Origin of the sequence: Nostoc sp., from assembly GCF_036917555.1 — a bacterium.
Classification (GTDB): Bacteria; Cyanobacteriota; Cyanobacteriia; order Cyanobacteriales; family Nostocaceae; genus Nostoc.
The window spans coordinates 1-22,331 of the sequence record NZ_JBALDD010000030.1 but is presented as its reverse complement, the minus strand read 5'-3'; the positions used below and the strand labels follow the sequence as shown (position 1 = coordinate 22,331).

The 22,331-nt window shown below is 41.3% G+C and carries 22 protein-coding genes; 12 read left to right on the top strand and 10 right to left on the bottom strand.

All coding sequences use genetic code 11. The features are described 5' to 3' along the window. Positions 1-71 precede the first annotated feature (71 nt). From V7K60_RS13250 to V7K60_RS13240, 3 genes are all read left to right on the top strand, one after another. Positions 72-380 carry a DUF3181 family protein gene (locus V7K60_RS13250; RefSeq protein WP_334926151.1) on the top strand — a complete coding sequence of 103 codons (309 nt, stop codon included), beginning with the start codon at positions 72-74 and terminating at the stop codon, positions 378-380. Between the two features lie 248 nt (positions 381-628). Beyond that, the gene (locus V7K60_RS13245; RefSeq protein WP_334926150.1) at positions 629-844 is read left to right on the top strand and encodes an acetyltransferase; all 216 of its coding nucleotides are present in this window, start codon (positions 629-631) and stop codon (positions 842-844) included. 115 nt (positions 845-959) lie between these two features. Further along, positions 960-1,172 (top strand): hypothetical protein, encoded by a 213-nt coding sequence (locus V7K60_RS13240; RefSeq protein ID WP_334926148.1) that lies wholly within the window; start codon positions 960-962, stop codon positions 1,170-1,172. 78 nt (positions 1,173-1,250) lie between these two features. Here the strand turns inward: V7K60_RS13240 and V7K60_RS13235 are convergent, their stop codons facing one another. From V7K60_RS13235 to V7K60_RS13220, 3 genes are all read right to left on the bottom strand, one after another. Continuing rightward, on the bottom strand, positions 1,251-1,733 hold the full coding sequence (locus tag V7K60_RS13235) for an ABA4-like family protein (RefSeq protein ID WP_334926146.1): 483 nt from the start codon (positions 1,731-1,733) through the stop codon (positions 1,251-1,253). A gap of 411 nt (positions 1,734-2,144) precedes the next feature. Then, positions 2,145-3,185 (bottom strand): cobalamin biosynthesis protein CobW, encoded by a 1,041-nt coding sequence (gene cobW / locus V7K60_RS13225; RefSeq protein ID WP_334926144.1) that lies wholly within the window; start codon positions 3,183-3,185, stop codon positions 2,145-2,147. A 223-nt stretch (positions 3,186-3,408) separates the two neighbouring features. Then, positions 3,409-4,593: an acyl-CoA dehydrogenase family protein gene (locus V7K60_RS13220; protein ID WP_334926142.1), complete on the bottom strand. Its 1,185-nt coding sequence runs from the start codon at positions 4,591-4,593 to the stop codon at positions 3,409-3,411. 655 nt (positions 4,594-5,248) lie between these two features. Between V7K60_RS13220 and V7K60_RS13215 the strand changes: the two genes are divergently transcribed. Further along, on the top strand, positions 5,249-6,934 hold the full coding sequence (locus tag V7K60_RS13215; protein ID WP_334926140.1) for an iron uptake porin: 1,686 nt from the start codon (positions 5,249-5,251) through the stop codon (positions 6,932-6,934). 256 nt (positions 6,935-7,190) lie between these two features. Here the strand turns inward: V7K60_RS13215 and V7K60_RS13210 are convergent, their stop codons facing one another. Further along, positions 7,191-7,667, bottom strand: coding sequence for a hypothetical protein (locus tag V7K60_RS13210; protein ID WP_334926138.1), 477 nt, complete (start codon positions 7,665-7,667; stop codon positions 7,191-7,193). 193 nt (positions 7,668-7,860) lie between these two features. On the opposite strand from V7K60_RS13210, the gene V7K60_RS13205 reads away from it, so the two are divergent. Beyond that, positions 7,861-8,016, top strand: coding sequence for a hypothetical protein (locus V7K60_RS13205; protein ID WP_334926137.1), 156 nt, complete (start codon positions 7,861-7,863; stop codon positions 8,014-8,016). A 39-nt stretch (positions 8,017-8,055) separates the two neighbouring features. Here V7K60_RS13205 and V7K60_RS13200 read toward each other — a convergent pair whose 3' ends face one another. Next, complete coding sequence (locus tag V7K60_RS13200; RefSeq protein WP_334926135.1) at positions 8,056-10,593, bottom strand: calcium-binding protein; 2,538 nt, start codon at positions 10,591-10,593, stop codon at positions 8,056-8,058. A gap of 243 nt (positions 10,594-10,836) precedes the next feature. Here V7K60_RS13200 and V7K60_RS13195 point away from each other — a divergent pair, with 243 nt between their 5' ends. Next, on the top strand, positions 10,837-11,088 hold the full coding sequence (locus V7K60_RS13195) for a hypothetical protein (protein WP_334926133.1): 252 nt from the start codon (positions 10,837-10,839) through the stop codon (positions 11,086-11,088). Positions 11,089-11,151: 63 nt separating this feature from the next. On the opposite strand, the gene V7K60_RS13190 is transcribed toward V7K60_RS13195, so the two are convergent. The 3 genes from V7K60_RS13190 to sfnG form a co-directional block, all read right to left on the bottom strand. Further along, positions 11,152-11,301 carry a hypothetical protein gene (locus tag V7K60_RS13190; protein WP_334926132.1) on the bottom strand — a complete coding sequence of 50 codons (150 nt, stop codon included), beginning with the start codon at positions 11,299-11,301 and terminating at the stop codon, positions 11,152-11,154. A gap of 228 nt (positions 11,302-11,529) precedes the next feature. Next, positions 11,530-12,738, bottom strand: a complete 1,209-nt coding sequence (locus V7K60_RS13185; protein ID WP_334926131.1) for an SfnB family sulfur acquisition oxidoreductase — start codon at positions 12,736-12,738, stop codon at positions 11,530-11,532. Positions 12,739-12,867: 129 nt separating this feature from the next. Then, entirely contained in the window at positions 12,868-13,965 is a 1,098-nt protein-coding gene (gene sfnG / locus V7K60_RS13180) for a dimethylsulfone monooxygenase SfnG (RefSeq protein ID WP_334926130.1), read from the bottom strand. A gap of 573 nt (positions 13,966-14,538) precedes the next feature. Between sfnG and V7K60_RS13175 the strand changes: the two genes are divergently transcribed. From V7K60_RS13175 to V7K60_RS13165, 3 genes are read left to right on the top strand one after another with little or no spacing between them, the layout of a single operon-like run. Continuing rightward, positions 14,539-15,588: an LLM class flavin-dependent oxidoreductase gene (locus V7K60_RS13175; protein WP_334926129.1), complete on the top strand. Its 1,050-nt coding sequence runs from the start codon at positions 14,539-14,541 to the stop codon at positions 15,586-15,588. 23 nt (positions 15,589-15,611) lie between these two features. Beyond that, positions 15,612-16,742, top strand: a complete 1,131-nt coding sequence (locus V7K60_RS13170; protein WP_334926127.1) for a LysR family transcriptional regulator — start codon at positions 15,612-15,614, stop codon at positions 16,740-16,742. Next, positions 16,743-17,630, top strand: a complete 888-nt coding sequence (locus tag V7K60_RS13165; protein ID WP_334926126.1) for an ABC transporter substrate-binding protein — start codon at positions 16,743-16,745, stop codon at positions 17,628-17,630. 299 nt (positions 17,631-17,929) lie between these two features. Here the strand turns inward: V7K60_RS13165 and V7K60_RS13160 are convergent, their stop codons facing one another. Further along, positions 17,930-18,646 carry a biliverdin-producing heme oxygenase gene (locus V7K60_RS13160; protein WP_334926124.1) on the bottom strand — a complete coding sequence of 239 codons (717 nt, stop codon included), beginning with the start codon at positions 18,644-18,646 and terminating at the stop codon, positions 17,930-17,932. 573 nt (positions 18,647-19,219) lie between these two features. Between V7K60_RS13160 and glmM the strand changes: the two genes are divergently transcribed. Then, on the top strand, positions 19,220-20,692 hold the full coding sequence (gene glmM / locus V7K60_RS13155) for a phosphoglucosamine mutase (protein ID WP_334926122.1): 1,473 nt from the start codon (positions 19,220-19,222) through the stop codon (positions 20,690-20,692). A gap of 63 nt (positions 20,693-20,755) precedes the next feature. On the opposite strand, the gene V7K60_RS13150 is transcribed toward glmM, so the two are convergent. Then, positions 20,756-20,920: a hypothetical protein gene (locus V7K60_RS13150; protein ID WP_334926120.1), complete on the bottom strand. Its 165-nt coding sequence runs from the start codon at positions 20,918-20,920 to the stop codon at positions 20,756-20,758. A gap of 194 nt (positions 20,921-21,114) precedes the next feature. Here V7K60_RS13150 and V7K60_RS13145 point away from each other — a divergent pair, with 194 nt between their 5' ends. Both V7K60_RS13145 and V7K60_RS13140 read left to right on the top strand, forming a co-directional pair. Continuing rightward, positions 21,115-21,891: a glycosyltransferase family 2 protein gene (locus tag V7K60_RS13145; protein ID WP_334926118.1), complete on the top strand. Its 777-nt coding sequence runs from the start codon at positions 21,115-21,117 to the stop codon at positions 21,889-21,891. 254 nt (positions 21,892-22,145) lie between these two features. Next, on the top strand, positions 22,146-22,331 hold a 186-nt coding region (locus V7K60_RS13140; protein ID WP_334926116.1), incomplete at its 3' end, for a hypothetical protein.

Below are 22,331 nucleotides of genomic sequence, written 5' to 3'. Positions count from 1 at the left end.
AGCCTATTAATTGAGCAATAATAAAAAAAAGCCTGAGATTTCGCACTCTTTCTTAAGGTAGGGTTATTTTTATGGCAAACACTAACACCACAGAACTGCTGGAAGCCCTAGCAGCTGAAATTGGCGAAAATGTCTACATAGACATTGCCAAATGGCATCTTTATTTATCTAATGCCAAACTGCACACTCTTGTGGCTGAACAGTTGTATCCTTTAATTACTTCCAACAATGTAAGTGAAGATCAAGTTTTAAAAGTCTTGAAATCAATTACAGTAAAAATTGGCGGCGGTAGAAGCGAACTTCCTTTAAGTGATTTACTGCCACTGCAATGCCAAGTAACATTAGTTGATATTTTAGAAAAATATCAACGTGAAATCTAATCTCTATAACCAAGATTATTTGAATTAGACAATTTTCTCGGTCAGTATTCGCTGATTTGATTTGAAATTTATAAAGATAAAAATCACAGAGACACATAGATGAGTTTTGTGTAATTTATGTGTTCATATCTGTTAAAAGTTTCCTTTAACAATTAAGGAATCTCGACCTTTTAAATCGGTTGAGAGGTGAGTGAGTATATCTTGAGAATCACTACCAACTTTCATGCAAATTTATTGAGGCAATTTCTATGCTTTTACAAGTCAAAGATAGTGGCGAATTGGTAAAAATTGTTGAAATTCAGGAATTACTTGACCCGAATACTGATGTTGTTCAGGCAAAAGACCAAGAAGGTCAAGAAGAACAGCAACCTGAAACTTTTAAAAAAGAAAATCTCGTTTTTCCTTCAGGTGAAGTTCTACCACGCTGCTGGATAGATGCTGACTATAGACACAACAACGGTTAATGATTTTAAAATCAGGTAATTGGTAATGGTAGTATAGCGATTCCTATTCAGATGCGGTACTACATTATATGGCTGGGTGTAGGGGCACTGCCGTGCCCATTGGTGTCAACTTAACGTGAAAGCCAGCCTAGAAGAAGCTTTTAGATATTGTCTCGTTCCCAGTCTCCGACTGGGAATGCTTATTCTTGAGGCTCCGCCTCCCTTGCTGGCGGCTCTGCCGCCAGGAGCAGCATTTCCAGCAAGAAGCTGGAACGAGGTTTTAAAGGAGTTTCAGCTTAAGTTGACACCAATGGGCAGTGCCGTGCCCCTACGGGTGTACCTCACGTAAACGAGAAGCGCTATAAACTATTACCTATTATGAATTTACCTAATAGTAGTAGGGGCGCATATCTGTGCGCCCCTACTACTATGTGCCAGTTGATGAAACTTCTTGTTCTGCTAATGTTGCCTTTTCATTCTGCTGAAACTTCGGGAAAAATCTCTTAGTAATCCAGTCAGTTAAAATGTGAGACAGTAATCCCAAAGGCCCAGCGAACAAAGATAAAGCCAGAGAGTGAATTGTCCAAACACCTGTTTTCTGTCCTTCCCAATAAATCCAGCGACCGACAAATAAATCCATCACTAAAAAATGAATCCAACCTGTTGCTGCAGCTGTTTCATCTGCAAAAAACCGTGCAATATCAGCTAATTGAGGATTCGATAAAGCTTGAGCATTCTCTGGAGTAATGGTGTTGATAAACAAATACAAATATGCCCCAGCTAACAGCACAAAGGGTAAATATGATGACATTATCTGTCGTGTAACTTTCCAGTTGGGCAATAAAATCATCAATGCCCAAAATGGCAATACGAAAAGATTGGCAATATTAAATAGTTGAGAAATCGTCATATTTTTGTAAAATCAAGAGTGAGGGTTTAAGTGAGGAGGTAAAAGTTAGAAGTTATGAGTGAAAAATTGGGAACTTTTATTTATTACTTCAATGCCCAAAATGGCAATACGAAAAGATTGGCAATATTAAATAGTTGAGAAACCGTCATATTTTTGTAAAATCAAGAGTGAGGGTTTAAGTGAGGAGGTAAAAGTTAGAAGTTATGAGTGAAAAATTGGGAACTTTTATTTATTACTATTGTTTGTTCTTTGGAATTAACTAATACAGAATAGCGGAATAAATTTACCATTATAAGTTGTTCTTAGCCGCGTAATAATAGATAGACAATGACAAAATTTCCTTGTTCAAGGTAGGCAAACTTCCGCCACAGTGTATTAGTTCTACTTAACTCCTAACTCCTAACTCCTAACTTATAAAGCTACAAGCTGTGATTCAATTTCTGAAGACTTCAAATCACGTCCAATGAAAACTAAGCGCGTTTGCCTAGCCTCTTCTGGTTTCCAGGGGCGATCGTAAAATTTATCAAATCGGGTTCCCACACCTTGCATCACTAAGCGCATGGATTTATTAGGCACTGCGACAAAGCCTTTAATCCGGTAAATTTCTTGTTGTTGTACCAATGTTTGCAAATGCTGTTGCAGCTTTTCTGGATCAAAGGTACGATCTAAAGTTAAATTAGCTGAAGTAATTTCTTCATCATGATTGTGGTCTTCCTCAGTATCGTGATGACTAGGACGAGAATCTAAATTGTCTTCGACTGCGGCTTGGAATCCTAATAATATAGATGCGTCTAGTTGAGAAAGGTCGCTCTCGACAATCTTCACCACTCTGGGCAACTCTTGCTTAATCAATTCCTCAACTCTGGCTTTTGTCTCGGCATCTACCAAGTCGATTTTATTCAACACTACCAAGTCTGCACAAGCAAGTTGGTCTTCAAACAGTTCTTGCAAGGGTGTTTCGTGTTCTAGATTATCATCTGCTTGTCGCTGGGCTGCGATCGCTTCTGGATCGCTAGCAAATGTGCCTGCTGCTACTGCCGCACAATCTATCACGGTAATTACTGCATCCACTGTGGCAGCATTGCGAATTTCTTGCCAGCGAAAAGCCTTCACTAGTGGTTTTGGTAAGGCTAAACCAGAGGTTTCAATCAAAATGCAGTCGATGCTATCTCGCCGCTTGATTAACTCTTGCATCGTCGGGTAAAACTCTTCCTGCACGGTGCAGCATAAGCAGCCATTGGTTAATTCAAAGATATTAGTGTCGCCCTCACCATCTTCCGGGCAAATTTGACAAGATTTTAACAATTCGCCATCAATACCGAGTTCGCCAAATTCATTGACTACAACGGCAATGCGTCGTCCTTGGTTGTTTTGTAGCAAGTGGCGAATTAGGCTGGTTTTTCCACTACCTAAGAAGCCTGTGATCACTGTGACAGGAATTTTCGTAGCCATATTTTTGCCTGATTGACCCAGTATGGTAAGTTTTACAGGTTACAAACTTAAATACTGAGATTAAGCTTGGTTTGAAGATTGACTTAGTTATTTTAAGCTGAAAGTCTATGGTAAGTCTGAAAATATTGCCGTTTTTGTTGAGTTTAGGTTTGGCTTTGATTCCTCAAATCACTGTGGCCCTAATGTAGAGACACGGTAAATCGCGTCTTGAAAAACCAATTATCTATGAATAAAAGTTAGGTTTTGGCAGCTCATCATTTAACGCCCAATTTCCGATCTCTTGAATTTTGTAATCTACCGGATCGTGGAGAGTGAACGTGCGGAGATTACGCCAATAGCGATCAAAGCCGTACTTTGCCGTAGTAGCGCGTGCGCCCATAACTTCAAAAATGCGGTTGGTAATGTCTAAACCGACTCTAGTCGCTGCAACTTTGGCAGTAGCGACGCAAAGCGCACATTCCCCACGTTGTTCGGCGGTGAGTGACCATTCTTTTTCCCAAGCCGCTTGTAATAATTCTCCAGCTTGCTCAGTCAAGCTCTTAGCTGCTTGGAGTTTAACCCATATTTTGCCATAGTGCTGGAGGATGTAAGGATCTTGGGTTGCACTTGCTACGCCTGATGTCAGCCAAGGTTTTGTATTAGTTGCGGTATATGTTTTAGCAGCCTCAAATGCTCCTTGGGCAATTCCCAAGTAGATATTAGCAAGATTCAATTGAGTTAAGCAGGCGCGAATAGTGTTGAAGGGTTGACTGGGTTTGTCTCTACTACCAAGAATTTCGTCAGGGTACACTAACACATTCTCAAAAGTAACACTACCACTATCTGTTTGGCGTTGCCCGATATTATCCCAATCATGATGAACAGTAACGCCTTGCCGTTGGGTAGGAATTACCAAAATATTCAATTCACCAGTTTTTTGATGAATGGCAGCGATCGGTAATATATCCGAGTCTTGAGAGCCAGAGCAAAAGCTTTTAATTCCGTTCAGACGGAAATAATCATTTTCCGGTGTCAGAGTAGCTCTTTTATCTAAAGGGTTGAGGGCATTGCACCAAAACCAATTATTGCGAGTAGTTTCTGAGTAATATCGCTGTTTTTGCTCTGCCGATCCAAAGATATGTGGAATTACTACGCCTAAATGATGGTAAGAAAAGACGTGAGCAATGGAACTATCAACCTTAGCAAACTCGCGGGTAATTTGCAGAACGGTAATCCAGCTTTGCCCTAAACCACCGTACTCTGTGGGTACGATCAGTTTCAGCAAGTTACTTTGGCGCAAGCGATCGCGTTCGTGCTTTGGCGTTCCCCCTTTGGCATCCCGCTCGACAGCAGTCTGGGCAAATTCTTTTGCTAAAGACTTAGCTAGATCAAGATAATTTTGAGACTCTTTCGTTTCGATTAATTGCATACTTTGCAACTTCTCCTACTAACCTTATTGTGAGAAGTAACTATAAATTTGGCTAGAAAAATTTTGAATTCAAAATAGTTTTATTAAACTATTAAATCATAAAAATACTATGACATATATTAACTAATAAAGCAAGCTAGAATAAAATAATTTTTGCTAAATTATATAGGTTGTTAATGCAACATAAAAATATTCCATTGAGAAAAAAGTAGAAGAGAATTTGGAAAATAAATTTTATCATCTACTTGTGTTTCTAGAATATATATGCAATATTATTAATTCAAAGGCGATAATTTACTTAAACTCGATAGCTATATAGTAGCTTGGGTTAATTGTTGATAAAATCAGATTCTTCTGTAAAACTGCAATGTTTTTATAGATAGGTATTCTCTTGGCAAATAGATTAGTTTGTGCAAGGACTCTATTTGTGTAAAAACAAGTCTTTTCTACACTGAAATATATAGATAAAAATACCAGAAATTAACTGATGTATCTGGTTATATCTCAAAGTGTAGCAATATTAATGAAAAATTTAGAGTATTAAATTAATTCAACATTATCAGGGCTAGTCATAATTTTTTAGCTTGACAAGTCACTGAAATGCCTGATGGCTTTCACTAAATTTTTCAAAGCAAAAATATGAGGAGTGGTAGAAATGTTCAATCGTTCATTTCATAATTTATTCATAGAATCGATGGTTTTGGGGGCTACTTTGCTAGCCAGCACATTAGCCCATGCTGAAGACAGGAATTTAGTGGCTCGGACTGAAATTCAAACAAATATACCAATTGTGTTAGCGCAGCCCGCTGTAAGCATCGCCAATTTCGGGGATAATTCCTTGGTAACAACCATCGTACAAACGCCCAAAATTCCTGCAATTAATACTGATGCAAATATCCAACAGATAAACAGTATGTCTCAGGTAACATCTGTATCTCAGTTTTCAGATGTGCAGCCAACTGATTGGGCATTTATTGCACTCCAGTCTTTAGTTGAGCGTTATGGATGTATTGCGGGCTATCCAAATAGTACTTATCGGGGAAACCGCGCCATCACTCGCTATGAATTTGCAGCAGGCTTAAATGCTTGTTTATCTCGGATCAACGAGCTAATTGCAACAGCTACATCTGACTTAGTTACCAAACAAGACTTAACTACCCTACAAAGACTGCAAGAAGAATTTAGTGCTGAACTAGCAACTCTACGGGGTCGCGTTGATAATTTAGAAGCTAGAACTGCGGAACTAGAAGCAAATCAGTTTTCCACAACTACAAAGCTTTCTGCAGAAGCCATCTTTGTAATTACGAATGCCTTCCAAGGCTCAGTTAATGGTGATAACACAGTTTTTCAAGATAGGGTTCGCCTCGTATTCAAAACTAGCTTTACAGGTAAAGACTCTCTATATACTCGTCTAAGTACTGGAAACACTACTTTTTTACAGCTTCCTGGTGGTTCAGCTGAAGGTTTGCAAACCTTCAATCTTGCTCCTAGTAATAACAACCTGGCCGTAGATTGGCTCTCTTACTATTTCCCAGTTGGTAGCAAAATTGATGCTTATATAGGAGCCGTGAACGGAGTATATTTTGATTTTGTTCCGACTCTGAGTCCTTATTTGGATAGTGCCACAGGAGGCCGTCGCGCTTTGACAGAATTTGCTTCTTCTAGTCCTATCTATCGTATTGGTGGTGGTGCAGGTGGGGGATTCAATTATCGATTAAGTGACCAATTGGTATTGAGCTTCGCTTACTTAGCAGGAGATCATGCCAATCCTCAGCCAGATAGCGGTTTTTTTAATGGTCAATATAGCGCATTTGGACAAATAGCATGGAACCCCAACAATAACTCTGGCATTGGTTTGACTTATGTAAATGCTTACCAAAATCGGGGAGGAATATTTGACCTGGGTAGTGGTTTTACACTGGTCGGAACAGCTCAAGCCAATACTCCATTTGAGCGGACGATTACCAACTCCTACGGAGTCGAAGCTTTCTATAAATTTAGCCCTCGATTTGCAGTGAATGGGTTCTTTGGTTACACTAACGCCAAAAATCTGGCAGGGAGTGGTAGTGCAGATATTTGGTACTATGCTTTAGGATTGGCATTCCCAGATTTAGGGAAACAAGGCAACCTTGCTGGTATCCTTGTGGGTGCAGAACCTTATCGGGGTGGTAATCCTGAACCTGCAAACGATTTATCCTTACATATTGAAGGCTTTTACAAGTATCAATTCACAGATAACATTGCCATCACCCCTGGCGTAATTTGGATAACGGCTCCTGCTCAAAACAATGACAATCAAGATGCGGTAATTGGCACTGTCAGGACAACCTTCACGTTTTAAATCATCTCAGCAACGTTAAAATTTTTGGCGTTGCTGATTGAGTAATATCAATTTTATTCATGCAGAGACGCTCTAGACGCAGAGAGTAAAAGTTGAGAATGTTTTCATTTATTTATCTCGCCCTCTTACCTCCTTCACAGCTATTAACTAATGCTTAATTAGTAATTTAATTCTTAATTACGAATTACGAATTATTTTAACGTCCTTCATGATTTAAGCTTAGGGGTTGTTCTTCAACTAGTAGCGGTATATCCTGCTAAAGGCTAATTCCATCGTATAATCCTGGAGCCATTAAGAATACTTGAACCCAAAGAATATTGAACCACCAGTAAAGCCTTTGGATAATATTTTCCTGACCTACCAGATATACTGTCAGCAGGTACAACAAGACCGAAATCATTAAACTAGCAACAGATGCAACTATGCCTTTTGTGGGCTGTGACAACTCTGTGAAAGGCCACATATTGAATTGCCAAACAAATCCTAAACCAACAGTTGTCCAAATTGCTGCAAAGGTTGGGCCTGTCGTTGTTGTAAATAAATCCAGTCCTAGCTGTTTGAGGAACAATTCTGTAATCAGAGTAAGTAACAAAATAATACCTGTATGTAGTAACCCCAAACGTGGCATTCCTAGTTCCAATTTGTTCAAAGGCCAACGTTCAAAGAAACTGCCGAATACTGTTAAACAAGGATACCAATACCAAGGAATGTAAAACGGTTGAAGTCCCCACATTTGTAGCAAAAAGGTGAGGGCAGGGGCAATAAAGAAGTATCCGCTCAGAAAACCGGGGTAGGGATAAAAAGTACACAAGTGCGTCGTAGAATATGAAACATGATGCAAAAACCATCACCAGACACAGCAATATCAGGATTAATGCAATCAATCGACCCACAACAGATTGCAGACGAAAACATGGGACATGAAAATGTCCCATGTTGACACTACCCGCAAGTTAGGTATCAGCTTTTTTGAGTACATGCGCGATCGCATTTCTCGAATTGGAGATATTTCTTCTTTGGGCAGTATTATTCGAGAGAAGTCCTCTTCTAATCCATTTGGTTGGTCATGGATCGCACTATGACTCCCTACCTCGAATATATTGAGGGGATACCATTTGTCTTTAGACTACAGTGACTCCTAGCGTATAAGAACCAGGGTTAAAATAGCCAGAACTGAAAGTTCCGCCATTTTGAGGGAAGTAATCATAATCACTTACTGAAATGGAGTAAGTACCTGCCCCTAGTGAAGCGGTGATTGATTGAGAAGTACTGGAACTCTGTAAGTTCCCAGCACTATTAAATAGGCCGATAACTGGAAAGGTACCATTGTAATTCGGCGTGCTAATAGTCACAGTTCCTGGGTTAGCTAAAGAAAATGTGAAAAAGTCGAAATCAGGATTGTTCCCTGCAAGTCTTGCCAGTTGAGCAGAGGTATTAACTTCTGAACCTGATGTTAAAGTACCTAGCTTCTCAGCAGTGGCTAGTGTATTGTTTGTCCCTTGTCCAGCATCTTCTTTCTCGTAGAACAGGAAGTCGTCACTATCAAGCTTCAGAGGCGATGCTTGCACAACACCAACGAGTTCATCTAGCTCTCCTGAGTTGTCCAGAAATACATTTGTATTGGCTCCCACAGTCTGCAAGCGATAGTCTGCTAGTGTTCCTTTGAGCTGGATTGTATCTTCGTTGGAGTTGAAGCCACTGATGGTAGCGTAGTCTGCCAAACCACTACTTCCACTGTTGTTATCGTCATAGAAGACATTAGTAGCATCTCCAAGTAAGAACTGATCTTCCCCAGGTCCTCCAGTTAGGGTATCAACCTCCCCTAATCCAGGAGAATCAGAACCGTTAGTATCAACGCCTATGAGGACATCATTTCCAGGTCCTCCAAGGAGAGTGTCATTGCCGACCCCGCCACGGAGGGTGTCATCGCCTTCTCCTCCTTCGATTTGGTCATTGCCAGCCCCGCCAAACAGGCTGTCATTCCCATCCTCGCCCAAGACGAGGTCATTACCTTCCTGACCATCAAGAAAGTCATCACTATCCCCACCAAGCAAGGTGTCATTGCCACCTCTGCCAAAGAGGGTATCACTGCTGCCTCCTCCAATCAAGGAGTCGTTAAAATTAGAACCAAAGACTTGCTCGATATTGAACAGGACATCATTCCCATCTCCCCCACTGGCAGTTCCAGTGCCAAGGTCAACGGTGACTCCGGCAGTGGCATTTAAATAATCAGCAGTATCAATGCCAGTCCCACCAAAGAGTTGGTCATCCCCGCCTCCACCTTGGAGTTGGTCGTCGCCGTCCCCACCAAGCAGAATGTCGTTGCCGCTGCCGCCTAGCAGGGTATCATTGCCTTCTCTACTAATGAGAGTGTCACTCCCGTCCTCACCAAGCAGGATGTCATTGCCAGCCCCACCAAGCAGGATGTCAATGCCGCTACCGCCAAGCAGGGAGTCATTGCCGTACCCGCCATTGATAAAGTCGTCGTTAGCCCCGCCAAGGAGGGTGTCATTGCCGTTATCGCCAAAGAGGCGGTCATTACCAGCCTCACCATTGACAAAGTCATTCCCGTCCCCACCACTGAGGAAGAAGTCATTGCCAGCTCCGCCCAAGATAGTGTCATTGAACCTAGAACCAACGATTCTTTCAATCTCCAACAGGACATCATTCCTGCCTTGCCCTGTAGCGGTTCCAGTGGCAAGGTTAATCGTGACTCCGGCAGTGGCACTGAAATAATCAGCAGTATCAACGCCAATTCCACCCAAGAGTTGGTTATTGCCAGTCCCACCACGCAAGGTGTCATCGCCAGCCCCACCACGGACAATATCGTTGCCTTCCTCGCCATCCAGCAGGTCATCGCCAACTCCACCATCAAGCAGGTCATCGCCACCTCTACCAAAGAGTGTGTCATTACCGCGCGCGCCAATTAGAAAGTCCTTGAAACCAGAACCAAAGACTTGTTCGATATTAAACAGGACATCATTCCCTGCCCCTCCCTTGGCGGTTCCAGTCGCCAGGTTGACGGTGACACCGGCAGTGCTATTTGAATAGTCAGCAGTATCATTGCCAGTCCCACCAAAGAGTTTGTCATCCCCGTCCCCTCCTTCTAGTCGGTCATGGCCAGCCCCTCCTTGGAGGGTGTCATCGCCAGCCTGACCAATCAAGTTGTCATTGCCATTCTCGCCATCAATCAGGTCATCGCCAGCCCCGCCATTAAGCGTGTCAACCCCTTCCCCACCAAAGAGTTGGTCTTTACCGTCTTCTCCAGCGAGTCGGTCATCTCCGTCCCCGCCTTCGAGAAGGTCATTGCCAGATCCACCAAGGAAAGCATCATTACCGAACCCACCAAGCAGGGTGTCGTCACCGCCTTTGCCAAGGAGTTGATCGTCATCCTCCTCGCCATCGAGAAGGTCATTGCCAGGTCCACCAAGGAGGACATCATCGCCGAACCCACCAAGCAGGGTGTTCTCGCCGTCCTCACCATTGAGAAGGTCATTGCCGTCCTCGCCATTAAGCGAGTCATCGCCAGCCCCACCCAAGAGGTCATCATTGCCGCCCCGACCAAAGAGGTTATCATCACCGCCCTGACCAAGGATAGCGTCATTATCAAACGTGCCAATTAGAGTGTTATTCGTGTTGTCTCCAATAAGGTCTGCCATATCAATCCCCTCGGTTATAAGTTTGATTCAGAGATATTCGCTGGCAGAGGTGTCATCTATGAGTAGCCCTGCCAGCGGGGAGAAACCCTAAATAGTGTAGTTCAAATATAATACAGTATCCACTTAGACTGATTTCGTAACCGCTCAATAATCCGGGGTAAATCGCTCAGTGACAAGGCTCAAATGGCGTAAACTCGCTCCTGAACTGGTAGTTCGCCCCGATTTCTTGAGCGGATACCAACAATGCCTCTACTTGTTTTTCTGGAGATTGCTTTTGCGTCATTTGATATATTCTACGACGCTATGTGCATCTATCACTTTTTCTTTTTTCCACTACCCCAATTTATTGAGCGGATACATAAAGAAGATGGCAAAAAAGATATTGAGAAAACCGCTAACTGGATGCCAGTTGCGTACTTCGTTAGTGGTGACAATCGTGTTGTCAAAGAAGAACAAACTGGCGGCGGCGGCAATGATTGCTGTTTGTCCCCATAAGCCGACAGGTGTATCAGTGATAGCTGGTTTTACAAAGATGAACTTCCAAGCTTCTCCAGTTATCTAAACTAGCGCCAACAGCACTACTAAATTCACTGTTCCTTGTGCAAATCGGGTAGGAGAAAAGCGAGAATCTGGATAGCCGTTGAGGGAAAAACCTAGATGCCACCACCAGACGAAGCATATCGTGATATAAGTCAACTTTGTTCCCACATTCAGCTGAATAACTTGACCAAAAATGAGTTCAAAAATATAGCTAATAACAGCAATTACAGCAATTAAAAGCAGTCCCTTAAATGGCTAATTTTTCCAAATGTTCAGCATTTGGGTTGGGTTTGCAAGGCTCATAGTATCAACTTAAATAATGTTGGATTTATCAGGGGCAAAGCATTCTGGTAAATGTTAATTCTGAAAGCTTCACCCCAGTAAAGAATGCTGCAATTACAACCAAGGATGGCGCGGGGGATAGACACCATTGAGGAAGTAGTTACCAACAGCGTAGTACTTCCAACGCACGGGATCGTGGAGTGTGTGAGCGCGGGCATTTCGCCAGTGGCGATTGTAGTTGAATTCCTCCAATGTGGACTTAGTACCTGCTAGTTCAAATAATTTGTTGGTAGCTAGTAATGCGGCTTCGGTGGCTAAGGCTTTGGCTTCAGCAACTGCGATCGATGCTTCAACTACCTTGGGTTCTTCTAAGCCTGACTCGTTGGCGATGTCAAGAAATTCGCCTGCACGACGCAGCAGTGCTTCAGAAGCGTGAACCTGAATTTGGACATTGCCTAAGTTATAGAGGGTCAGCGGGTCTTCGTAACCTTTTTCTAAATTGCTGTCAACCCAAGGGCGGGTATGCTTGCGAACGAAGTGGATGGTGTCACGGACTGCGGCTTTAGCAATTCCCACATCTACGGCGGCTTGGATAATTTGCGCGATCGCACCCATTGGTGTTGCCCTCTCAAAGGCTAAGTAGTGCGGAATCACATGTTCTGCCTTAACTTTCACATTTTCAATAATGGTAGTGCCGCTAGCAGTGGTACGCTGTCCGAAGCTCGTCCAATCATCAAGTAGGGTTAGTCCTTCGGCATCTCTTTCAACAAATGCCACCACTGTCTTACCATCTGGATTACTGGCAATCACAGGAACCCAATGTGCTAGTAGTGCCCCAGCAGAGTAGTATTTGCGTCCGTTGAGTACGAAGTCAGATCCATCTGGTGTTAATTTTGTTTGGACATCAGTCACAGACTTAGTGCCAATTTCCGAGAAGGCGTTACCAAAGCGCTTACCTTGTAGAACCAAATCAAAGAAGAATTTCTTCTGCTCATCTGTACCATCCAACCGGACTGCTTCCACCATGTAGAGGTGGTTTTGGGGAATTTGACCGAGGCTAGAATCAGCTTCGGAGATGATTTTAACTACTTCTGCTAGAGTGGCACTTGATACAAAAGCACCGCCATACTCTTTCGGGACTGTAATTCCCCACAATCCACTCTGGGAAAACTTTTCTACCTCTTGGGCAGGTAAACGCCGATTTTGGTCGCGCTCTGAGTCTCCCTTGGCAAACTCAGCTGCTAATTCGTGAGCGATCGCGATCGCTTCTTTATCATCCCGAATAATATGCGCCTTCTGGTCAGTATCAATTACTGATGTCATAGTAAAACTCCTTGATTGTGATTGAGTCACTCATAATCGCCACTACTATGAGATAGCCTTTGGGTTTTTCTTGATGCCATTCAGCTTCAATCCACAAAACCCGCTCCTACAGAGTATGTTGCTGTTAATCTACACTCCAACCAACTCATCAGCTGTCCGACGATTAGCTTTAAGTTCGCGCACAATTGGTATTACTGTCTTACCAAATGCTGGTAAATCATCTGTGTAGTGTAAGAAGCCACCAAGAATTAGATCGACTCCTACTTCATGGAACTGGCGAATCTTTTCAGCTACTTGTTCAGCCGTACCAATCAAGCCCGATCGGAAGCCATCGTTATACTGCACCAAGTCTTCAAAATTGGAATTCGCCCACATTCCCTGACGTTCACGAGTTGAAGCTCCCGCCTGTTTCACCGCTTCGCCAAATCCTTTCACCGCTTCCACATCAGCTTGGGCAATAATATCGCGCAATACTTCATGCGCTTCTGCTTCCGTATCTCGCACGATGATAAAGGAATTCAAACCAAACTTAATTTTGCGTCCTGCTTGACGAGCTAATTCAGATACTTCTGCAATCTGCTCTTTCACCCCTTCTATGGTGTTGCCATTCATGAAATACCAATCAGAGACGCGGCCAGCCATCCGCCTGGCTGCTTTGGAGTTACCACCTTGGAATATCTCCGGGTGGGGATTCTGATTAATTGGTCTAGGCTTCACCCAACCGCCGTTAATGCGGTAAAAGTCGCCCTTAAAGTGAAACTCATCTTCAGTCCACAAACCTTTGAGAACACGGATAAATTCTTCTGAACGACGATAGCGTTCGTCATGGTCTAACCAATGTTCACCATATATAGTAAATTCATCTTTGAACCAACCGCTAACTACATTCAGAGCAAACCGTCCGTTAGAGAGAAAATCAATGCTGGCACCCATTTTGGCAACTACTCCCGGATGCCACAATCCAGGGTGAACTGCTGCAATCAATTTCAATTTCTTAGTGACTGGAGCTAGAGCCGACACAGTTGTCAATGCCTCTAACTGGTACTCAGCGCCATAGCTAGCAATAAATCTGGCTTGTGCTAGAGCATATTCAAACCCAACTTCTTCAGCTGTTTGAGCCAGTTGAGCATTATATTCGTAAGTCCAATCTGTCCGTTGGGGAATTTTACTCACAACTAACCCGCCGCTGACGTTGGGAATCCAGTACGCGAACTTAATATCTACCATAATTGTGCATTTGTAATTGAAATTGCTTGGTTATATTGTCTAAGTTTGCAAGTGAAGCAACAAAGCCTAATTTGTCATCATTAACAAATCAGCTAAAACTTGATAGGGCAAAATTTTAGTCAAAATCGAAAGCTTGAGAGTGGTTGCAAACTACTTTGAGTTTACAAGTAGACAAATCTCTGATGGCAACAATATACCATAACTCGACTGTGCTACCGTAGTTTTTTAATGAATCAGACTTTATCACAACAATTTTTCTAACGTCGTGACTCAATATACTTAAATTCCATTTCCATATTCCATTTTGGAATACTACCCAATTTTCCTGAGTATTTAATTATTTTTTATACTTGCTGGCTATTATCCTGATTCAGTCAGAGCAATCAGGAATCAGGACTCGACAAAGTATCGATACTATTCCAGATCGTGATAAATAAATGCTTCTCATCTGTCATCTGCAACTATACATAGCAGAAATAAATGTGGTAGGGTGAACTACTAAACTACGGTAAAAATATGTAGTTGCCGTAGTTCATTTAACACCTCGTAAAAAAAAGCACAGGAAAAATATTTATGCCACTTCAGTTTGGAATTTGGTCGCCGGTCTGTGGTGGATGGTTGCGGGTTGTCAACCATGAAGCTAATTTATCTACACAAGATTTGGTAAAGCTGGCAGTTCAGGCAGACAAGTTAGGTTATGACTTCTATTACATTCCTGAACATTACTTAAATGCAGTTCACGGACCTAGCTATAATGTCGCTGATGCTTGGATTACAGCAGCTTTAGCAAGTTTGAACACCAAGAATATCAAAATTGTTGCGGCTGTACAACCTGGTTTTAAACTGCCTGCGGTAGTTGCCAATTTGAGTGCAAACATTCAAAATCAACTCAGTAACGGCAGATTTGCTCTCAGTGGTATTGCAGGTTGGTGGAAATTAGAAGTAGAAAGCTATGGAGATATCTGGCTACCTCACAGTGATCGCTACGCACGATTAGCAGAGTACATTGATGTAATCAAAGGTCTGTGGACAGTCGTAGGGTTTAATTATGTTGGCAAATACTACACTATTAAGGGTGGTATTCTTGCAGATCAGCCGACACCAACACCACCGATTTTCATTGCTGGGGAATCAGACAAGGCGATTAACCTAGCGGCTCGTCTGGGAGATTATCTATTTATCAATGCTGATGAACCAGAAAAAACAGCAGCATTGGTGCAGAAAGTGAAAAGATTAGCTAGCGATCGCTACGGTCGTCAGATTAAAGTAGCAATGAGTGCGTTTGCGATCGTTCGTGAAGATAATGTCCAAGCCCAAGCCAGATTAGAAGCGATTTATCGTTCTGCCGATTGGCAGCAAATCGAGTACTTTCAAGAGCAAATCGATCCGAACGTAGTTGCCCACAACAAACTAGATATCAGTCAAACCATTGAAGCTAATCTCGGTTTATCTGCTCAATTGATTGGCGATCGCTATACTGTTATTAACCGCCTGAAAGAATACGAAGCCGTTGGCGTTGACTTAATAGTACTGAAATTTGAATCTATGTTGGAAGACACTATTCGCTTCCACAAACTAGTTATTTCCGAATATAGACAGCAGAGTAGCTTAATTACCTTGTAATTAAAAATCTTGCCTTACCTAGCATGAATAAGATTAAACTCGAAGACATTACCCTAAATCACCTCAAAATCTTAAAAGCAGTAGATGACTGTGGTAGCTTCTCTAAAGCAGCACAAAAACTAGGTTATAGTCAAGCACTAATTAGTAAAAAAGTCAAACAAATAGAGGATTATTTTGGAGTAATTCTCTTAAATCGCTCACCTGGCTCTATATGTCTGACCAATAAAGGCAGGAAATTGATTTCCCAGACACTTAATCTAGTAGAAACTGTAGAAAATCTGCAAGAAGAATTTCAGGCAACATTTAGCGCTGAGGGCGAAGATTTGATATTGGGAGCTACTAATTTAATTTTAGAAGTCTGGCTCAAACAATATTTGCAGCGATTTCAGCTTTGTTTCCCAGGTAGAAATCTTAAAGAGATTGCGGTTAAAAATAGCAGATTTTTTTCCAATTCTCAACTCCTAGAAATGGATCTTTTGCTCAACAGTTGCGCTGGATACAAAGAAGAACACCACTGCACTAGATTAAAAACTCATAAAATGCTGTTGGTATCCTTTGGGGCAAGTAAATATCTCAATGAGCATAGCATAGTTAAAATAAATGATATCGATCTGGCTGATGTTGTGCTTTTAGATGAGGTTCATCAGGAACTATCTAAAAATGAACTTTTGATGAACAAATTAACTGGTGTACAGGTGCTACACAGCTATCCAGATGTACTAAATTACGCTTCAAAAAATCAAAAGCTAACGATTTTACCTGACTTTTGTCAAGCTGATATAATATCTCAATACCAAGTCCTAACTTTTCTGATTCAAGATGTCAATGAATATGGAATTTATCTTCATGTTCCTCGCTTTAGTGAATTGTTAATATCCGCAGAGAGTTTGGTAAGAAGTTTTAGACTAGATCCGGATAACTTAGAAAGTTTGCCCAACGTAAATCTATTTTTAGGTAGCTGTTCTCCCAAAGAAGAAAATATTCTGAGGATAGGTATTCAGAGAGATTCCATAGGACAGTTTATTGCTGGATATGGAACTAAGTATATTTCTGATTTAAAGAGAGCATCATCACTTGAACAGACTATTTTCAAAAATATTGAAATTAATCGAGATTTCGAGTTACAAATTCTGCCGTTTGCTTATGGGGAATAAATGAACCGACAGATGAAGCGGGGAGAACTAGATATTTGTATTTTAGATGATATTTCTCTATTGAATAATGGTAGCCAATTCTTTGATGATTTAAGTTTTGGTTCTAAATTAATTGGGATTGCTTCCTATAATTTTTTGGGTCAAGATATAAATATTGTTTTGCATAAAGATTCTTCTATAAACACTATCCAGGATCTAAAAGGTAAACGAATTTCTACTTTATTTGGTTCAAATGCCCATAGGTTCATCATTACTCTTTTTGACCTCTATGATATGGATGTCAGTAAAGATTGCAGATTAGTGAATGAAGATCCTCGTAGAGCAAGTAAGAGTTTGGCAAATAAAACTATAGATGCTTACGTATGTTGTCAGACTTTTGCCTCGATATTAGAAGCTTATGCTTTTGTTAGAAAGCTGCCTCTATCTCAAACAATTAGTTTAAGAATTCCATCAATCAGAGGAATTGTTTGTCGTTCGCAGTTCATTAAAGAAAACCCTAAAATTGTAGTTGCTTATTTACATGATTTAGTGGTTGCTAACTATTGGTTTAATTCATCTCCAATCAAGGCAGCAGATTTATTAACTAAAGTGATTGATGTGAGAACAACTCAAGTAAATCAGTTTTTTAATCCTGTATTTGGGAACCGCATCGATTCCACTCTCAAACCTCAATGGTCTTGGTTACTAAAAACTTTAAATCGCAGGTTGGAAGGGAAATATGGTATTTCACTATTTGATGTAGATTTCTGGATAGATGATTATTTTTTAAGACTTGTCTATAATTTGCTGAATCTAGATTATCACTTTCATCAAGTTTCTTTTGCAAGTGAATTTTCTAGCAGCTATTTTGTTGAGGAACAGTTTAGCCGACATATAAAAGTTCTGTAATGATTTAGGTCAGAGGTAGTTATACCAATTAAAAATTAAAAATTAAAAATTAAAATTCAGAAAACTAAATTTTATCTATCTGTCACATCCTTTTTTTTAATTGGTACTAACTGCTTCAATCATAATTGAGGGGCAATCTCCCCATGCTTACTTTCACGAATCAAAAGCAGTCACAAGGCTATTGCCCCTAAATATTTTGAGCGTTGATCGCTCTTTCGCCAGAAACACCTATAAATTATCCTTCATCAGGCTATCTGAACTTATGACTCCACACACCATACTCCGCAATCTCAACACGATTAATCAGCAGTGACGAGTTCAGTACTACCACGTGTACGACGCCGTGTGAGACTATTATATAGCATTACACCGATCGCCTTGATCAAATTACCTTCCAATTCTTGGAACAGCTTCATGTTCGTGCCAAAGGCGGCGTTAGCTTCATCAACGATGCGATCGGTTGCCGCCTCGTCAAGGGGTAATTCATCCAAAATTTGCCGATATTTGGCTTTGAATGCCTTCTCGTCAGTAATTTCTGGAAACTCATAAAAGGCTGTTCCTTGTCCATCTGACAAATTCATTGCTGTTACAGCAATGTTTTTGAGAATTTGTCCCCCTGATAAGTCACCTAAGTAACGAGTGTATGAATGGGCGATTAACAATTCCGGTTCTGTAGCAGATATTTCTCGGATGCGCTGTACATAAGCTTCACCTGCGGGAGATAGTTTGATTTGCTCTTTCCAGTTTGCACCAAAGTAATAACTCAGGTCTTGCTCTAGGCTATGCTTGCGATTTAACTGAGGAAAGTTTATTTTAGAAACTATTGGGTGCTGGCGGTGCTTTTCCATTTCCTCTTCCATCGCTGAGTAGACGAAGTAGAAGTTAGCAACTAGTTTCCGGTAAGAGTTTTTTTCCACTACTCCTTTTAAAAAGCACTTGACAAAACCTACGTTTTCTGCCATTGTGTGGGCTTTCTTAGTGCCTACACGTAATTTGGTTGCTAAATTGCTGCTCATGCTAAATTTCTCAACTTTAAAAAGTTTACTGCCGGAGTTTTGATTCACTAACGGCTAAAAAAGCCATTAAAACGTTACCTTAAAACTATTTGATGAGAATTTATATTAAAATTTTTTAAGCTGTGATGATTTTGTCGTTTTTTACACAGCAACAAGGCTAAAAGAACAGAATTTTAGATTTCAGTATTTTGATTTTTTGTTGTTATTAGCTGAATCTTGCTTTCATTCTCAGCTTTGCTGAGAATGTTTGTGATACAGTCACAGTAATATTTATTACATATTTATTGGTTAGTAGCATTGCAATGTGTGAACTAATACAGATAAAAATCAAAACGAAAATTGGGGGCATAAAGGGAATAATTGGCTAAGATGTGGAGACTTTATTAATAACGTAAAAACCAATACTGACTTTATCAAAGATTTACAATTAAAAGCAGGTAAATTCAGTATTATTACGTAAAGATAGCTCGCTCTAAAATGAATTTCTTAAAGAGAAAAAGCATGTCAAAATTGCTGAATAAAGTCTTAAGTGCTATTTATTTTTCAGTGTGATTGTGTGGAGTGTTTAAAAATATGGTTTCATCTATAACTCGGACATCAGGCATTTCTGGGGGTTCTACTTCCGAAGTTGAGGGATTGGGCAAAGGGATTGAGAGCAGTTTTGGAATGAATTTAATCTCACTACCAGCAAATCCTTTATTTGGTACAGATGGGATTCGCGGACGAGTGGGAGAATTACTGAGTGCCCCCCTAGCATTGCAAGTTGGTTTTTGGACGGGGATTGTTTTACGTAACCATGCTACTCAAGTAGGACCAGTGATTCTCGGACAGGACTCTAGAAACTCTAGCGATATGCTGGCAATGGCTTTGAGTGCAGGGTTAACAGCTGCGGGGTTAGAGGTTTGGTATTTGGGATTATGTCCCACTCCTGGCGTTGCCTATCTCACCAGCGTCACTGATGCCATCGGCGGAGTGATGATTTCTGCCAGCCACAATCCCCCAGAAGACAATGGGATTAAGGTTTTTGGTGCTAATGGTGGGAAGTTACCGCAAATATTGCAGGCAGAAATAGAAGCGGGACTGCGTGGAAAAATATCACCAATAACTAGAGTCAGTAATTGCGGACGGCATTACTCACGTTTTGAGTTAGTGAAAAATTATAGTTCGGCGTTGAAAAAAACCTTGAACATTGCCCGAAATCTTCAGGGAATGAAGATTGTTTTAGACTTGGCGTGGGGAGCCGCAGTTGGGTTAGCACCATTAGTATTTACACAAATGGGGGCGGAGGTAATCTGCTTGCATAACGAGGCAGATGGCGATCGCATTAATGTTAACTGCGGTTCCACGCACCTAGACATTCTGGCAGCAACGGTACAAGAACACAATGCCGATATCGGCTTTGGCTTCGATGGCGACGCCGATCGCGTCTTAGCAGTAGACAATACAGGCAGGCAAGTTAACGGCGATTACATTCTCTACCTGTGGGGACGCCACTTACAACAAAACCAACAATTGCCAGACAACCTGATTGTATCTACAGTCATGGCCAACTTAGGCTTTGAGAAAGCTTGGCAGCAAATTGGTGGTAACTTAATTCGTACCGCAGTTGGCGACCAATACGTGCAAGCCGAAATGCAGCGCACTGGAGCAATGTTAGGTGGCGAACAATCAGGTCATATTCTTTGCCGTCACTATGCTGTGACTGGGGATGGCTTGTTAACAGCATTACACATAGCCTCTTTGGTGAAAGAGGCGGGTGTTCCCTTGAGCGAATTAGTAGATCAAAGCTTCCAAACCTATCCACAATTGTTGCGGAACGTGCGAGTTGTCGATCGCGATCGCCGTTTGGGATGGCAAGATTGCCAACCTGTGCAACAAGCGATCGCTCTTGCTGAAGCTGCAATGGGCGATTCCGGCAGAATTTTGGTTCGCGCCTCTGGCACAGAACCAGTCATCAGAGTAATGGTGGAAGCAGCCAATGCCGAACTCGCCAACTACTGGACAAATGAACTAGTTTCACAAGTACAGCAGCATCTGATGGACTAAATTAGCTAATATCTCATCTCAGCTAAAAAAACGCCAAGTTTAATCACAGCTTCTACCAATTAATCAACCTTGGTTATGTGTAGAAGCTGTGACATTTTGATTACTTATTAAACCCGAACAACCCAATACGGTTCGGTTAAGGTTTTTTGATGAAAATTCTAGATCGCTAAAGATGCGATAAATCGCCGTCAAGACGAAAGACTGATTATTGTAGAGACAGCGATTCATCGCATCTCTTGCTTTAACCTGGGAACAAGACGCCTCTCATAGAGATGGCGGTTCGATAAATTAAGCTTTTTGGCGATTTTTGCGTAAGTCCTGTGTGGGAATCACAATTAATTATGCGGACATGATATGACATTTAGTCTTAACGTGTTATTATTTGCTTCGAGATTCCTAGCTGTTTGTTCTGATAAAATACAGTGCTTGTTTTTGTTATCCCACTCAAAAGTGCAGAAGTTTCCAATTCCTGGGAGCGTGTTACACAATTATTTGAAAGATGCATTAAATCGGTTTGCAATCAAACCTCACCTAACTTTCACGTTATTGTTGTTTGTCACGAAAAGCCCAAAATAGAATTCACTCACCCTCATATCACATATATTACAGTTGATTTTTCCCCTCCAAACGAGCCTACCCCTGAAGCCAAAGGAGACACAGATAAAGGGCGTAAAATCTTAAAAGGATTGATGTATGCTCGTCAATTTTCTCCCACTCACACTATGACAGTGGATGCTGACGATTGTGTTAGTGAAAAGTTAGCTAAATTTGTTCAACAACACCCTGATTCTAATGGATGGTTTATAAACAAAGGTTATAAATATCAAGAAGGCAGTAATTACATATATATCAAGAGAAGCAATTTTTATAAAATGTGTGGTACTTGTAATATTCTTCGATATGATTTAAATGATTTGCCAAAAACCGCAGAATATAATCGTGGCTACGGATACTATAGATATTATATAGACCATGCTAAAGTCAGAGATATTTTAAAGAACAAAGCAAAAGCCATTAAATCATTACCATTTCCAGGGGCAGTCTATATTTTGGAAACAGGAGAAAATCTTTTTAACAATTCAAGAAGATTAAGCTTTAGCCTTTTTAATCGTAAATTGTTAAATCAATCATTGAGAGATGAATTCGGATTATACAAATTACAGCAATCCAGAGAAATTTTTCAACTATCGGAATTGTAAATTGTTTTTGAAAAATTTAATAAATAGTCTTATATGTTGTGTTAGCGAAGCATAACGCACCAAAAGCTTGGAACTATACCGTAGTTTTTACGATAACACAACGCCAGTTGCTACAACGGATAGCGCAGCGTAAAGCCTTCTCTTCTCCTTCTCCTGTCGGAGACGCTGCGCGAACAAAGACGCACTCGCGTTCGAGAGGCTTGTCTGCGACACGCTATGCGTAGCTTGCTTCCCTCTAAGGGTACGCCAACGGCATGGCAACTCTTAGAGAGGCTGCGCCAACGCTTAGAGCAAGTACTCAAGCGTCAGGAACCTCTGCAACGCACTGGCTCCCCTACGTGTATTTTAAACAGGACTTACGCAACTGTCACAAGCGAGGGCGCGGCGCAGCCGTGCCAAGCGCCAAACAACTAGACAATAAACATAGGAATATCCGGACG